The following is a 15,329-nucleotide window of genomic DNA, read 5'->3' on the forward strand; positions in this document are numbered from 1 at the left end:
TACAGCACTGCTTACGCTTCTTCCGCTCTTAGGGTTAACACCTCAACACCGTCATCTGTTACCAGCACCGTATGCTCCCACTGCGCAGATAGCTTTTTATCTCGGGTTACCACAGTCCAGCCATCTTTTTTGGTTTTAATTTTTGCGCTTCCCTGATTGATCATCGGCTCAATGGTAAAGGTCATCCCAGGTTTTAGCGTCATCCCGGTATTTGCATTGCCATAGTGCAATACATTTGGCGCTTCATGCATTTCTCTACCTATCCCATGACCACAATACTCACGTACCACAGTGTAACCGGCTTTTTCAGCCACTTGCTGTACAGCCGCACCGATATCCCCAAGCTTTGCTCCAGGTTTAACTATTTTTATTCCAGCCCACATCGCTTGATAAGTCGTTGCCACTAACTTTTTGGCTGGGAGTAATGCGTCAGGCATCACGTACATTTTGCTGGAGTCGCTGATAAAGCCATTTTTCTCAAGCGTAATATCGATGTTTACAATATCTGAAGACTTTAAGATTTGTGATTTACTCGGCACACCATGGCACACAACCTCGTTTACAGAGCTATTAAGGACGAACTGATAACCATATTGACCAAGGCTGGCAGGACGCGCTTTAAGCTCATCAACAATAAAGTTGTGCACTTTATCATTAATCTCTAGCGTAGAAATTCCGGGTTCAATCCAACTATCAATGTAGTCAAACACCTGCGTAAGCAATCGCCCACTTTCGCGCATCAATTGGATCTCATCAGCGGTTTTGAAGGTAACCTCTTGCATCTCAATTTCCTTTTGGCTGTTGTGACTTCACTCGCGTCATCTCTGCCGTAATGATCTCTGTAAACGTAAGCGTTGGATTGCGCTCGGCAAGTCGCCCAATTTTAATCCAGAACTCAGCCTGTGAATTGATTGAGCGCGACATCACAGTGCTTGCTTCACGGATCTCATCGTGTAGTTCATCTGAAATTTTTACGATACCCATTTATATAAACCATATACATATCATATATGCTTTATATAATAACGAAGTTGCGGAACAATGCAAAATCTAATGCCAATTTGCTTATTATTTTGAGGCAAAAGATTTGAAGCAAAGAATTTGAGGCAAAAAAATGCACCGCTTCGGCGGTGCATTCCGTATTTCAAGCTTACGTCACCCAAGCTTAGGTTGACTCACTAAAAGCTATAGCGCATCCCTAATTGCCAATTGAACGGTTCGCCGTGCATTACGTAGCCGTCCCAAGATGAAATACTGTTGTAGTAACTTTCATCCAGTAGATTGTTGAAGTTAAGCGACACACTAAGTTGTTCACTCACTTCATATCTTGCCATTAAATTAAGTAACGCACCGGAAGATTGTGTGATCTTATACGCCTCGCTACCGCCGCCCGGCAATGGCCTTTGTGGTATTGCATAAAAGCTACCTTGCCAATTAATTCCAAGCCCCGCAGTAAAGCCGTCAACAAACTCGCTAAAGTCATAGGTGGTATACAGGTTGATCAGCTCTTTGGGCTGATCCGTTAACAGCTCTTTGCCATCTTTTGATTCAGTTTTGTGTTTTGACAGCCCTAAGCTGATATTCCACTGCTCATTGATAGAGCCCGTAAATTCAACTTCAAAGCCTTCTGTCGTATCGCCTTCACCGCGCTGAATATATGGCCTATTGCCCTGCGGAGTTAGATAGCTGTCTGGGTAATTTGGATCGGCAATCGCAAGTCCATTTTCAACATTGCGATACACCGCCGCCGTAAAGTTCAAGGTGTCATCAAGTAACTCACCTTTTACCCCTAGCTCATAGCTTTCGCCTGTGCTTGGGTCGAGCATTTTATCATTGATATCAAAATAGGCTTGCGGCTGAAATGCTTCTGTGTAGCTTGCATAAACACTATATTGTTCATTAATATCAACCACGACTCCGGCATAAGGCGTAACTTCTGTATCCACCTTTTCATGATAGCGGTTACGAAGAAACTTACCGTTGTTAGGATCATAAAGGTCAATATCGTACTCCCAATTGGTGATCCTAGCACCAACAATAAGTTTAACATCATCATGCGGGTTAACACGCACGGCCACAAATCCACCATTAGAGTCTGTTACCGTCAAACTATCACGACCTAAATCTTTAAACGGATAGCGCGGCACGTCACCAGTCCAATCGTGAAAATTTAATCCTTCTAATGAAATCGTGGTTTGGTCTGCTTCATTACCAAATGACGTACGCTCTCGCTTGAATTGGTTGTAGCTGAAAATAACATCGTGCGTACGACCAAATAGCTCTACTGGGCCTTGGAGTGACAAGTCTATTGTCTTTTGTTCATCTTCGGAGCTACTTATTACAGCACTGTAACCGAATCCATTATCGCTGCTACCATCTGGGTTGATAGGCCCATCAGGATAGACGAAAAACAGCTGCCCACCTTGCATCTCAATGGTATTGTAAGTCGCGATGGCATGAAGTTGCCAATCGTTTTCAAACGCGTGATCAAGCCCAACAAAATAGGTGTATTCTTCAATTGGCCAGCTACTCCATTTTGCCGTCATCCCGGTGTCACCACGGCGTCCCTGATAGCGACTGCCATCAGCGTAAAAGTAAGGCTGAGAGTGGCTATTTATCGCCCCTTTTGAAGCGGTATCAGCATATTCCACACCGAGTCGTAATAAGGTGTAGTCGGTCAGATCTGCCTCAATAGTAGAGTAGATTGACGTCTTCTCTTGGCTATAACGCTCAATATAAGAATCTCTTTCATAATGTGCAGCAACAAAGCGGCCGCGAATACTGCCTTCTTGGTTTAACCCGCTCGCCACATCCACCTCTGCGCGGTAATTATCCCAACTACCGGCCGAAACCGCCACACTGCCCTTAAATTCATCGCTTGTTGCACGTTTTCTTACTAAGTTTACGGTCGCAGTTGGGTCACCAACGCCAGTTAATAAACCATTTGCACCACGTACAATCTCCACGCGCTCGTAAGCAACCGCATCCCCATTTACATTTGGTCTTCGGCCACCAGGAAACTGTTGCACACCGTCTATTTGGATTAAATTGACATCACCGCCACGTACAGAAAAACGTGTCCTATCGAGACTGGCTCCACGCTTTGCATAAAAGCCCGTTGCATGTTCCAAGATCTCATCAATGTTAACCGTTTGCCAATCTTGCATCATTTGATTTGTGATAACGGTTACCGCTTGAGGCGTTTCACGCTGTGATAAAATCATTTTTAATGCTGCTTTGTTCGCAGACTCTGTGTAATTTTTTACACTCGTGCCAGTCACATAAATATGCTCTAGTTCTTGAGCCCTGCCGTCACCCGCAGCATCGGCTGCTAGCGTATCATCGGCAACTTCAGCGGCATGTGCATTGCCGTGTACTGAGAGCAGCACAAAAGTGGCGCAAAGAGAGAGTTTTAAATAATGGTGTAGTGTACGTGGAGATGAAGAGCGCATCGTTTTTCCCTAAATTAACTTCATTTTGAAAACGATAGTGATTATCATTTATATTAACACTTCTTTCAAGTCCCTTTTTTAGTTATATGAAGATATTTTAAGTGCTATTCAAACGTGCCAGCGACCAGACCCTATTGAGTTTTGCCTTTTACCCTCTGCTATTTACTCAAAAAGTAGGGAGCCCCTACTTTTTCACCACAGGTAAAGACTCTGCAAGCCACTTATTCATATCACCTTCTAGGTGTTTTAAGGTGTAGCCTTTTGGCGCCAGTGCCTCAATAAATATGCCTGCCCTACGCCCTGAGCGGCAGTACACAACGAGTGGTGTATCAGTCAATCTAGTCAGTTCTTCCTGATGCGTCTCAATCTCGTTAAAGGGAATGTTTATTGCCCCTTTGATATGTCCTGCGGCAAACTCTTCAGGGCTTCGTACGTCCACTATAGTGTAAGCATCTGCAGACATCTGATTTACCATCAGCGCTTGCTGTGTGATCGTTTCCGACTGTGCGTAGCAAATACTGCTAACAAACCACATAAAGCTAATAATCAGTTTTCTCATTTTTCAGTCTCCTTTTTGTACAATCCATCAAATACTATTTGCCACTTTTCGGCCCCTTGCTTACTCTGCCAAACTTGACGTACCGTACCATCTGGATTCGCAGTCCATGTTATCTTATCCGTCACCTTAATACCTGCTGCATTTATCCTATCTCCTTGTAATACCATTTTCCCTTCATGAAACTCACCATCCAACTGTAACAACAGCCCACTATTATCCACCCAAGTTTGATGCCAACGATGAGTGGATGCATCATAAATATTTATACTCTCACCACGATACCCAAGTTCCGTGGTATAACTTTCTTTAATGACACAGCCATCATACTCGCGGGTAATGCGATTATGTCCAGACTCAAGGCCTCCTACGCTAGTTACCGACCAATCTCCAAGCCAAAAATCAAACTGTCTAAATACTTGCTCTTCACATTTAGCTAAGCTGTTGCTGCTAAAAAACAAAATACTAATAACCAACCATACCTTCATTTCACTGGCTCCTTATATCCAACCTTGTTAGCTTAGCGGGGATTAACCAAACAGCTAAAGAAATCAGAAAATACTCCGATACAGTTAGAAATAGAGATAACAAGGATAACGTTATGGAAATTCAAATGAAGCCACATCACTTTGCCGACGCACTAAACGCAAACAACGAAACATCCACTGCCACAAGTAACTCCACAGAGAAAACGGAAGCAAAACCTGAACCTGAAAATGAAACCATACTGACTGAGTTTATGGATAAAAAGGCAAAGAAATACAAAGGTAACAACCCTAATTTTAAGCAACAATATGAAATGTTAGAACAGTCAGAAGCCCTAATGAAAGAGCAAATCCAACATTTACAACAGCTTATTAGCGAGTTAAAAAAAACACCTCTACAACGGGCCATAAAAGTATCCACGGTAAGTGATGCTGATATCCCAACAACACAAGAAGATATCCTGAGATATGAGCATACCGGCGCAAAACAGTATCGCGATAATGAAACAGAAAAAGAAATTGAGATTTTAACCCAACAACTTGACGAACTTAAATCACAGCATGCTGATATAAAACAACAGATGATCCAAATGGTACTTGATGAAATGACTAGGCAACGAGATAAAGGGTATGAAGTCTAAATAATCCTAGCGCTTCTATTACTTCATAACAACTGAACTAAATCAATATTATGCAGATTTCTACAACTAAAATTTTGGTGAATTTTCATTCACCTAGCCTACACACCCCAATCTCATCGTTCAACGCCATCTATAAAGCTCCATAAAACAAAGATTTTAAACAAAAAAGTAAGTGATGTGGCAAAGTTAAAAACCGGACATTTTTTAGAAAATAAAACCACATAAAAAGGATAAAAAACCACACTTACTTTCAGCTAAAAAATCACAAATCTAAAACACAAAATATAATCAACAAATAATACAAACTGCAAACATTAGCAAAAAACATTTAATTATTAATATCACCTGCTTTTCAAATACAATACAGCCCCTTTAAATACCAATCATCATCCATGGATTCATTGAGCTTCAATAATGCAGTTAAAAAAACTATCTATTTCTAACCAAATAACGTTAAGTTTCACCTTACTTTTTGTCATTTTCATTGGAGTTGGCTTGATGAGCTACCAAGGAATGAAAGAAGTGAACGCCAATCTGAACGACATAGTCAGAACCAGCATTCCATCGATGGAAACCATCAAAGACATTAAAATTGACTTAGCAACGATACGTAAAGATGAGTTTAGTACTGCCTTAAACCCTGAAGACTCAGAGGTACGAAACTGGCTCGCTATATTAAGAGATCTGAAGAAGTCATTGAATGACAAGATAGCATTTTATCAATCATTACCGGTCAGCAAAGAAGAAAAGGCACTGTTCAATGCGTTTATTACCGCTTGGCAGCGATACGTCAATGCCACGTACCGTTATGAGAGCCTCATCATCAATGGTGATGCCAAAGAAGCGAATCGAATCATTTTAGATAGCTACCCCCTGTTTGCCAACGCCATGTCTGAGCTTAGTGAACTGGAAGCACTAAATGATAGCAGTGTTGAAAATTCTGAGCGCTCGGCTATATCAGCAGTTAATAGTACCTTATTTACTTTAGCGATTTCTGGATTACTCGTTGCAATAACCATAGTCATTATCTGTATGCTGTTGAGTAAAGCGATTAAGACACCGCTCGCTTTATCCGTGGATCTTGCGAGTAAAATCTCCCGTGGTGAGCTAAATCATGCGATTACACTTGAAGATACAGGCAAGAACGAGCTCGGTTTATTGACCCAATCTTTAGAAAAAATGCGTTCACAGTTACACGCCTTAATCACCATGATCAATGACTCTGCCATTCAATTAACTGCAGCAGTAGAAGAAGTAAATGCCATTTCTTACCAAAATGCCCAAGGTATGAATGTACAACAAAATGAGCTGCAATCCGTCGCATCCGCGATGACACAAATGCAAGCAGCGATTAGTGAAGTAGCTAAAAGTACAGAAATGGGCGCTGAGTCAGCAAATCAAGCAAGTGAAAAAGCCAGAGAAGGCAGCGACGCACTTAAATCAAATATTAATCATATTTCAGACGTTGCACAAACAGTCACAGCTGCAGGCGAGCTTGCCAATAATCTCGAGAAAAACTCACACAACATTAATGTGGTTGTTGACGTAATTAGAGAAATCGCGGAGCAAACGAATCTATTGGCATTAAATGCCGCCATTGAAGCCGCTCGTGCAGGCGCGCAAGGGCGTGGTTTTGCCGTTGTTGCGGATGAAGTTCGCTCACTGGCCCAACGCACCCAAGATTCAACCACGCAAATTGTTGAAATCGTCAACGACCTACAAACCAAGTCGAAGGAAACTGGCGTGGCAACCAAGACCTGTGAACAAGGTATTGCACTTTGTGTTGAGCAATCAGAAGTCGCTGGCAATATGATCCATCAAATTGAATCTCAAATTGATAGCATCGCAGCCATGAGTACACAGATCGCGTCAGCTTGTCATCAGCAATCAGTGGTTTCAGAGGAACTGAACAAAAATATCGAAACTATCAATTACTCAGCCGTTGAAATGACCGAAGGTGCCAACCAAACCGCGACGGCATGTAATGAAATGAGTAAACTTGCCCACGACTTAAAGTCACAAGTCGACAAGTTTACGCTCTAAAATACCGCCATAATGGATAAATAGCGCCTAAGCCTACGTACGGCTAGGCGCTATTTAATTGAGGCACTTTATCATCGGAAAACTATGCTCGGTAACAGACATCGCAAAAGTTGACTGCTGCGCTCACTTCAAGGTTGATTCTACAAACCTCTTAGCCGCCTCATGGTTATTATCTAATTGCAATAACTGCCGATAAGTAACACCTGCATTGGTTTTATCTCCTTTAATAAGATAGGCTTCGGTAAGACTGTCATAGGTATTCACGCTTTTTGGGTGTGCCGTAACATTCAATTTGAAAAATTCAATTGCGGCGTCGTAATAACCGACTTCCAATAATTGATACCCAAAGCGATTTAGCTGGCGCTCACTCAGCCCCTTCCCTTCGCGAACCTGTTGTTGATAGTTTTTAATCGCAACTTCAACGCCGTCAGATAGAATCGTTGCAAAAAGCAGCCGATATGGACTTAACTTAGGCGCTGCTACAGCCCTACCTGCAAGGATTTCAAGTATGCCATCAACCATCTGTGTCAATGGCGCGCCACCTGTATTATCCAGCAAAATAATAACCGTTTTGTCCTTCAATACTCTTGCTATCTTAGCCCCAAACCCTGGGATGCCACCAGCATGGTGAACCAGCGTTTTAATTTGGCTGGTATCTTCTTTGTCGGTGACTTCCCACCCAAACCCGTAATTTCTATGTTTAGAGGGGGTAAATAACAATGTCTTGGTCTCAGGCGTTAATAGCTTATCTGTGTATAATGCCCGGTCCCACTTATACATATCTTGCACCGTTGAATACATTGCGCCTGCGGAAAAAGGCACTGTCATGTCAATAAAATCAGCATGTTTGAACCCCTTCAACGTGGTGTCGTAACCATTCGCTAGGCCTTTGATTACCTGCTTATGATCGGCAAATCCAGTTTCTTTCATATCTAACGGTACTAATATTTGCTTTTCAAGTAGTTGCCAGTAACTTTTTCCGCTCACAAGCTCAAGGATACGCCCAAGTATCGTGTAGCCGGCATTGCTGTAACGAAACGCAGAGCCCGGCTCAAACAACAAGTCTCCTGAGCAGAAATGGTCGATAAACTCATCGCGGTTATAGGGGTTGTGACTTTGCACTTGGCGAAATTCAGGGTGTTTAAACACATCAGGTAGGCCTGACGTGTGATTAAGTAATTGCCTTATGGTAATTTGGTTTCCCGTATCCTTTCGGTATTTAGGTAAATAACTGGAAATATTAGCATCAAGTTCAATCTTTCCTTTCTCAACCTGTTGTAATACCAAAAGCGCGGTAAACTGTTTGGTCACTGATGCTAGCTTAAATTTAGTATTGGGCTGATTTGCTATTTGCCACTCTACGTTGGCAAACCCATAACCTTGTTGAAGTAACACCTCAGATCCTCGAGCAACCAAAGCGGCACCATCAAACTCTTTAATTTGGTGATACTGCGCGATATAGTCATCTAGTTGCTTTTGCAGTTGAGCCGTCGCCTGAGCAGGCATAGAAAACAAGCATAAAAATAACAGTAAATGGGGTAATGCTTTCATGTAAATCCTTGTTTATTGTTATGACGAGTCTTACTCTACGTATTTAATGTTGGCTTGCCAGTGTGCTTTGGTGACATTGCGTGACAGAACAATTAAAAGCATTTAAATCAATAAAATAAAAAATACAGGATTTATAACTTGCAGTATCAGTTGAATCAAAAATGGGATTTTGATGTATCTTCTCGCACCATCAGTCATCGCGATGTATCTCATGTACTGACACCGCTCGCGCATAGATTGTTGCTGAACCTGATTGAGCATGCACCTCACCTTGTGAGCCACCAGCAATTAGAACAACAAGTTTGGCTTGGTCGAGTCGTGACTCATGATGCGATTAAAAAACAAATAGCAAGGCTACGAAAGCTCCTTGAAGATGATGCCAATAAACCAGAATATATCGTGTCTGAACGCAGCGTCGGATACCGCTTTAGCGCAACCGTTAATAAGATAAATCATAAACCGCAAGCGCCAGCAGTAAAGCGATTTACTACTCTAGCCGGCGGAAGTATCGGCCTAGCTCTGGCGTGTATTATTGGTATATATCACTCCCCTTTTACCTCACCATTTTCTTCAACAAGCTCTGACGCAACACTGAGCATCGCCCAGCAACACTTTACCCAACAAACTTTAGAAGATAATTTACGGGCGATAGCGCTGTATCAGCAAAGCATCACAACATCACAAGACGTAGATGAGAGTTATAAGGGCTTGAGTCGAGCTTTATTGAGCGACTATAACTTATATAATCAGGTTGCAGACGCGCTGACGAAAAGCCGGATCAATACAGAAAAAGCGCTGGACTTAACACCCGATAGTCCATCAGTAAAACTGCTTTTGGCTCAAGTCCATACTCTTCAAGGGCATAACCATCAAGCACAACAACTTCTAAATGACACCATAGCAAATACGCCGAATTGGCCTCTGTTAAAGTCACACCTAGCCGAGACCTATCTCTTGCAAGGCAACACCATTGATGCATACCCACTAGCACGCCAAGCTTATGAGGCTTCTCCCAGCGAGCCTAAGGTAGTTGCTAGCTACCTCCACTGCCTGCGCAAAATGTATATGGCCAACTGGTTTAACAAGGTACTTATCAACGCCAGCCCTGAAGTAAAAGGATCTCCTTGGATACAACTAGAACACGTCCAGTTTTTACAGCAACAAATGCAGCATAAAAAAGCCATCCAACACCTTAACTTATTAGCCAAAGCCGCGCCAAATGCCCAGACATTAAACTGGTTCACAGCCCTTTCTTATCTAAGTAACAATCATCATGATAAAGCGACCAATGTTTTAGCGCTGACTGTTGAAAAGCACGGTAGATATGTATTATTCAGTCAATTATACTTGTCATTTCTCACTGCTAAGCATCGATCAATAAGTAGATATACCGATGATATTGCCAACCAGATAAAGGCCGGCAACCAAAACCCTGAATTGGTCTTTAGCCTCGGCCTCATCAGCCTTTACCATCAGCAAAATGACAAGGCTCAGGACTATTTCAAACAGGCTATTCAACAGGGATTTAGTGACGAGTTTAGGTTTAAAGCATTACCCTTCAACATCACGGCAGATCAAGCTCACTTTTTAGATAACATTGTTGAGCAGCTTACTCTGACTAACTTAAAGAAAAGAATAAAGCGCACACCGAAGTAATCACTGTGCGCTGTATGCCAATAAGTTAATTGGCAGGTCTTAGCGTTTCGATGACCTGAGCATCAACCCAAAAAATATCAGCATCTCTTGAAGGTGTGGTACGGTTAAAGAACAGATATTTGCCATCTGGCGTTACACTCGCTGACGCCTCCCGCGCACTCGTGTTTACTTTGTCTCCCAAATTAATCGCTTCGCCCCAACTACCGTCTTTCAAACGAAAACTGATATAAAGATCTGAGTTACCAAACCCGGAATCTCGAACCCCGTCCCATATAATGTAAGAATCATCGGGCGCGATAAATGGATGCGCATTATATAGGCCGGTGTTAATTTCAGGACCTAATTTAACCGGTCTTTGGCGTTGACCGTCTTTCACCTCAGAGATCCTAATAACATCGCCACTTTTATAATCGTCAAACACATACGTACCACTCGCAGATGCACTTAACCGCATGATCCCCCAACTTTCTTTATCAAACATAGGACCAAGACTTTTGGCTTCAGACCAGCTCCCCTCTCGACGCGTCATAACATATTTCCCCATATGCATGGTCACGCCATCTGGTGCTAGTAATGGCCTGCCAACTCTTGGACCAACAGTCGTTTCATGCCACTGTTCACCTCGCTGCTCGTATGCCATTAAAATCCAACGGTTCACGTTCAGATCCTTTCGCGTAAAATAAAAAGTTTTCATGTCGGGAGAAAAAAACGCATTGTGATCCCTGTGCGCTGTTGACACCGTGCCAAGCGCAAATACTTGAGGTGTGCCCCCAGGAGGTGTTTGGCCAAGATAAGGACCTATTAAAGATACTTCTGCGTCTTGAGCAAGGCTTTTGCTGACCAGTACTAAAGTTACGAACAGTATCAACCATTCAGACGTCAATAATTTGTTATCCATTTTTAGCTCCCTATTACTAATTAAACTTTTGAAATCAATTACAAAGGGTGTTCAAGCTAGCAAGTAGTGAGAGTGATGCCATGAAATTTGGATGAATTTTCGCTGATTTTAACGTTATGCTTTTCTATCTTCTTCTTATAAGTTAATGTTTTTATTTGTTTAAGCTAACATTACAGGTGCTGTAAGCGCTATTCATTGAGTTCATATCAGTTTTAAACGTACCGCTATATTTTATTTATATGTTCACGTTGAGCATGTGATACTCATCTGATATCGGCGCGATTTTTGCAGGATTTTTATTGTAGAATAAGCGTAATGCCATTAGCAGTTTTAACGTCAAAAGTTTAGCCCATGACCAAGATTCAAAGTGTAATCAACAAGCAGTATCCAGAACACATTGCCGTGATCACTGAAAACGGCGAATTCTATACTTATCGAGCGCTGCTTGATGATGTTGCAAATGCAGCAAAACCCTTACAGCAAAAGGCATTACTTTTTATCATCGGAAATAATGATTACCCATGCCTTGTTCATTACCTAGCAGCAATTGAGGCTGAAGTCGTAGTACTGTTTTTAAGTGCAAATATGGCAACTGAGCAGCTCGAAACGCTAGTGTGCACATACCGACCTGACTATGTTTTAACCAAAGCAGAGAAAGCAAGTATTTTCTCTAAGTACACAGTTTTAAGCTCACAGGATCAATATCAATTACTATGTGACCCCTTAAATAAACCTCACGCTTTACACCCCCAATTGGCATTTTTGGCTTCAACCTCGGGATCAACCGGCTCACCAAAACTCGTTAGATTTTCTAGACAAAACCTATTGAGTAACGCGCAAGCTATCAAAGAATATTTATCTATCACCCCATTAGAGCGCGCTATTGTACATTTGCCTATTAGCTATTCTTATGGATTATCTATTGTAAACAGCCATTTACTTGCGGGTGCCTCAATTTATCTGACAAATGAAACGATAATGGACAAGTCATTTTGGGAAAATATGACGGCTCACGAAATTACCAGTTTCTCAGGAGTACCATTTCATTATGAATCACTACTGAGAATGAAGCTTGATACCATGAAATTGCCCCACCTTAGAACGATGACACAAGCAGGTGGTAAATTAGCAGAGCGATATTTGTCAAAGATACAAACATTGACGAACAAAATGGGTATTAATTTTTGGGTGATGTACGGTCAAACAGAGGCTTCACCGAGGATATCTTATATGCAGCCTAGTGATTTGAATACGCACCTTGGCAGTATCGGTAAGGCAATTCCGAGAGGAAAACTATGGCTCCAAGATGAGCAAGGTAACGATATCACAGAGTCAGGTGACATAGGCGAGCTCGTCTATGAGGGAGATAATGTATGCTTAGGTTACGCTGAAACTATTTTCGACTTATCTAAAGGTGATGAAAACCAAGGCATTTTGAAAACAGGCGATTTAGCAAGCTGCAAACAGGGCTATTTCTACATAGAGGGCCGTTTAAAGCGCTTTATCAAAGTGTTTGGAAATCGTATATCTCTGAGTCATGTTGAAGCAACGTTGCAAGAATTAGGGTATGAAAGTGTCGCTTTTGGCACTGATGATAAGCTAAATATTGCCATTGTAAATGGCGAAGAACTTGATCTACGAACACTTAAAAAAACGTTCGCAGAACTATTTTCCATTAATTATACAGCCATCAAAATTCAAACTGTTTCACACATTCCTCGATTAGAAAGTGGCAAGGTAGATTATCAATGTCTTATGAAGTAGATGAAGTAATATTATCTGATTGGCCACCATACGCATGGCCTAAGCAGCAAAAGCAATCTGTATTAATATCAAAGTTGGCTGAACTAGATCAACTTCATTTATCTCAATGTCCGCCATTTGCAAAGCTTAAGCAGTCTATGCCTAATATTGACTTAAATAGCCACCCATTTAGTCCGTTTTTTCCTCTGCCAGTCAGACTATTTAAATCTCAAGAATTAAAAAGTGTACCACAAGAAAGTGTTATTAAGACGATGATGTCTTCGGGAACCTCTGGACAATCCGTTTCCAAAATTTATCTCGATAAAAGAACATCAGCGCTGCAAGTAAAAATACTCTCTAAACTAGTTACTCACTTAATTGGTAAACAGCGCCTTCCAATGCTAGTTATCGACTGTCCGTCTACCGTCAAAAATAGAACAAAGTTTTCGGCTCGTACTGCGGGTATCTTAGGGTTTTCAATGTATGGGCGAGACATCACTTACGCATTGAATGATGATATGACAATAAACTTTGATGCTCTCAACGCATTCATAGACAAATATCAAGGACAGAAAAAGTTTATCTTTGGCTTTACTTATATAGTTTGGCTTCATTTTGTTGAAGCCTTAGAGCAATTGAGCAAAAAAATTGATTTATCCGAAAGCATTTTGCTTCATGGTGGTGGCTGGAAGAAAATAGAAGCAAATAAGGTAACCAAGTCACATTTTAAGTCTAGATTAGCTAACGTTACTGCAATCCAGAGTGTACACAATTACTACGGTATGATTGAGCAAACAGGGTCTATCTTTATGGAGTGTAAACAGGGCCACTTCCACTGCTCATCATGGTCTGAAGTAATAATTAGAGATTTTAAAACATTACAACCAGTTAAAGATGGTAATTTGGGGCTTATTCAATTAATTTCTGCACTCCCTCATAGCTACCCTGGACATAGTATCTTAAGTGAAGATATCGGTGTAAAGCTTGGAGAAGATGACTGCCAGTGCGGCTGGAAAGGTACCTATTTTGATGTACTGGGTAGAGTAAAACAAGCGGAAGTGAGAGGGTGCAGTGATACTTATTCCAAATAACATTCAAGCTCACTTTACAACCTTAGTTGGCTCAGCATCTGATTTTCACATTCAGCCAACAAGGGTTTGGGAAGAGCAGACCATATCGTTTTTAAATACACTTTCAGCAAGGCTACGACGACATCCAGAGGCAAATACGCTTCCAGATCTAATGGCGCTCGCGTTTTGGCTAAGAAAAGCCAACCTTTTATCAATGAAAACAAGCCCCTACTCAAACAGGCTATCTGTAGGGCTGGGTTTAACCTTTCATATTTGCCCAGCAAACGTACCGATAAACTTTGCTTATTCACTTGCATTTGCGCTACTTGCAGGTAATAGCTGTGTTTTGCGCTTGTCATCTAAATCAAACCGCAGCACAGATATTGCGTTACAAACTCTCTCGAAATTATTATTAGAGTCTGAGTACCAACCAATCGCCCAACGAGTTTTTCTTATTCGCTATGCTCATAATGATGATGTCACTGCATTTTGGCTCAGCCAAGCAGCAGGAAGAGTGATTTGGGGCGGTGATCATACCATTAATAAAATGCGCCAATTTGCCACGCCTCCTCGCTCTAGAGAAATAGCGTTTGCAGATCGCTACTCTCTATGTTTGCTTGATGCTACCTACATTAGCTGTTGTTCTGACGACCTTATCAATACTCACTGCCACCATTTTTATAATGATATATATCAGCTAGATCAAGCGGGCTGCTCGTCACCTCAGTTGTGTGTCTGGCTTGGTGATGACTCTTCGGTTATAGAAGCAAAAAGTCGACTTTGGCAATGCTTAGCTGACATTGCGGCAGATAAATACGCGATTGAAGACATTCAGGTACTAAATAAGTTTGTGGATACTTGTAATGCAGCTATTGACCATGAGGATATCGCCAATATTGAAATTGCTTCACCTGAACTTACTAGGATTGAAGTAAAATCCATCAATATTTCTCAACAAAGCTTCCGTGGTACGAGTGGATTAATCTACGAAACCAGAATTAAATCGATAGCGCAGCTTGCCCCGCTAATCAACGAGAAAGTGCAAACTTTGAGCTATTTAGGCGTTGAGAAAAGTACTATTGCTGAGTTTATCTATAGCAATGGCTGTAGTGGAATTGATCGTATAGTCCCCATAGGTAACGCACTGAATATGCACAATTTATGGGATGGATACGATATAATAACGACATTATCCCGAATCGTAACTATCGACTAAGATATTTAAACAAGGCTT

At 41.6% G+C, this 15,329-nt stretch carries 13 protein-coding genes; 6 read left to right on the plus strand and 7 right to left on the minus strand.

Annotated features, from left to right (window positions below):
• Nucleotides 1-11: 11 nt before the first annotated feature.
• The 5 genes from map to CTT31_RS12770 form a co-directional block, all read right to left on the minus strand.
• Complete coding sequence (map, locus tag CTT31_RS12750; protein ID WP_211858144.1) at nucleotides 12-782, minus strand: type I methionyl aminopeptidase; 771 nt, start codon at nucleotides 780-782, stop codon at nucleotides 12-14.
• Nucleotide 783: 1 nt separating this feature from the next.
• Complete coding sequence (locus CTT31_RS12755) at nucleotides 784-984, minus strand: ParD-like family protein (protein ID WP_010606564.1); 201 nt, start codon at nucleotides 982-984, stop codon at nucleotides 784-786.
• Nucleotides 985-1,178: 194 nt separating this feature from the next.
• Nucleotides 1,179-3,452: a TonB-dependent siderophore receptor gene (locus tag CTT31_RS12760; RefSeq protein WP_260491388.1), complete on the minus strand. Its 2,274-nt coding sequence runs from the start codon at nucleotides 3,450-3,452 to the stop codon at nucleotides 1,179-1,181.
• Nucleotides 3,453-3,636: 184 nt separating this feature from the next.
• Nucleotides 3,637-4,011, minus strand: a complete 375-nt coding sequence (locus CTT31_RS12765; protein WP_211858147.1) for a rhodanese-like domain-containing protein — start codon at nucleotides 4,009-4,011, stop codon at nucleotides 3,637-3,639.
• Nucleotides 4,008-4,496 (minus strand): hypothetical protein, encoded by a 489-nt coding sequence (locus CTT31_RS12770; RefSeq protein ID WP_211858149.1) that lies wholly within the window; start codon nucleotides 4,494-4,496, stop codon nucleotides 4,008-4,010. Before CTT31_RS12770 ends, CTT31_RS12765 begins: the two co-directional genes overlap by 4 nt.
• 113 nt (nucleotides 4,497-4,609) lie before the next feature.
• Between CTT31_RS12770 and CTT31_RS12775 the strand changes: the two genes are divergently transcribed.
• Nucleotides 4,610-5,134, plus strand: coding sequence for a hypothetical protein (locus CTT31_RS12775; protein ID WP_260491389.1), 525 nt, complete (start codon nucleotides 4,610-4,612; stop codon nucleotides 5,132-5,134).
• Nucleotides 5,135-5,548: 414 nt separating this feature from the next.
• Nucleotides 5,549-7,177, plus strand: coding sequence for a methyl-accepting chemotaxis protein (locus CTT31_RS12780; protein ID WP_260491390.1), 1,629 nt, complete (start codon nucleotides 5,549-5,551; stop codon nucleotides 7,175-7,177).
• A gap of 123 nt (nucleotides 7,178-7,300) precedes the next feature.
• Here CTT31_RS12780 and CTT31_RS12785 read toward each other — a convergent pair whose 3' ends face one another.
• Nucleotides 7,301-8,728, minus strand: a complete 1,428-nt coding sequence (locus CTT31_RS12785) for a serine hydrolase domain-containing protein (protein ID WP_260491391.1) — start codon at nucleotides 8,726-8,728, stop codon at nucleotides 7,301-7,303.
• 138 nt (nucleotides 8,729-8,866) lie between these two features.
• Between CTT31_RS12785 and CTT31_RS12790 the strand changes: the two genes are divergently transcribed.
• A complete protein-coding gene (locus CTT31_RS12790; protein ID WP_260491392.1) occupies nucleotides 8,867-10,384 on the plus strand; it encodes a winged helix-turn-helix domain-containing protein in 1,518 nt (505 codons plus the stop codon).
• Between the two features lie 25 nt (nucleotides 10,385-10,409).
• Here the strand turns inward: CTT31_RS12790 and CTT31_RS12795 are convergent, their stop codons facing one another.
• Nucleotides 10,410-11,282, minus strand: coding sequence for a TolB-like translocation protein (locus CTT31_RS12795; protein ID WP_260491393.1), 873 nt, complete (start codon nucleotides 11,280-11,282; stop codon nucleotides 10,410-10,412).
• 351 nt (nucleotides 11,283-11,633) lie between these two features.
• Here CTT31_RS12795 and CTT31_RS12800 point away from each other — a divergent pair, with 351 nt between their 5' ends.
• From CTT31_RS12800 to CTT31_RS12810, 3 genes are read left to right on the plus strand one after another with little or no spacing between them, the layout of a single operon-like run.
• Nucleotides 11,634-13,046: an AMP-binding protein gene (locus CTT31_RS12800; protein ID WP_260491394.1), complete on the plus strand. Its 1,413-nt coding sequence runs from the start codon at nucleotides 11,634-11,636 to the stop codon at nucleotides 13,044-13,046.
• Nucleotides 13,031-14,116 carry a LuxE/PaaK family acyltransferase gene (locus CTT31_RS12805; RefSeq protein WP_039496802.1) on the plus strand — a complete coding sequence of 362 codons (1,086 nt, stop codon included), beginning with the start codon at nucleotides 13,031-13,033 and terminating at the stop codon, nucleotides 14,114-14,116. Before CTT31_RS12800 ends, CTT31_RS12805 begins: the two co-directional genes overlap by 16 nt.
• Nucleotides 14,097-15,311: an acyl-CoA reductase gene (locus CTT31_RS12810; protein ID WP_211858165.1), complete on the plus strand. Its 1,215-nt coding sequence runs from the start codon at nucleotides 14,097-14,099 to the stop codon at nucleotides 15,309-15,311. Before CTT31_RS12805 ends, CTT31_RS12810 begins: the two co-directional genes overlap by 20 nt.
• The last annotated feature ends 18 nt before the right edge of the window (nucleotides 15,312-15,329 follow it).

The organism is Pseudoalteromonas maricaloris (assembly GCF_024746855.1).
Lineage (GTDB): Bacteria > Pseudomonadota > Gammaproteobacteria > Enterobacterales > Alteromonadaceae > Pseudoalteromonas > Pseudoalteromonas maricaloris.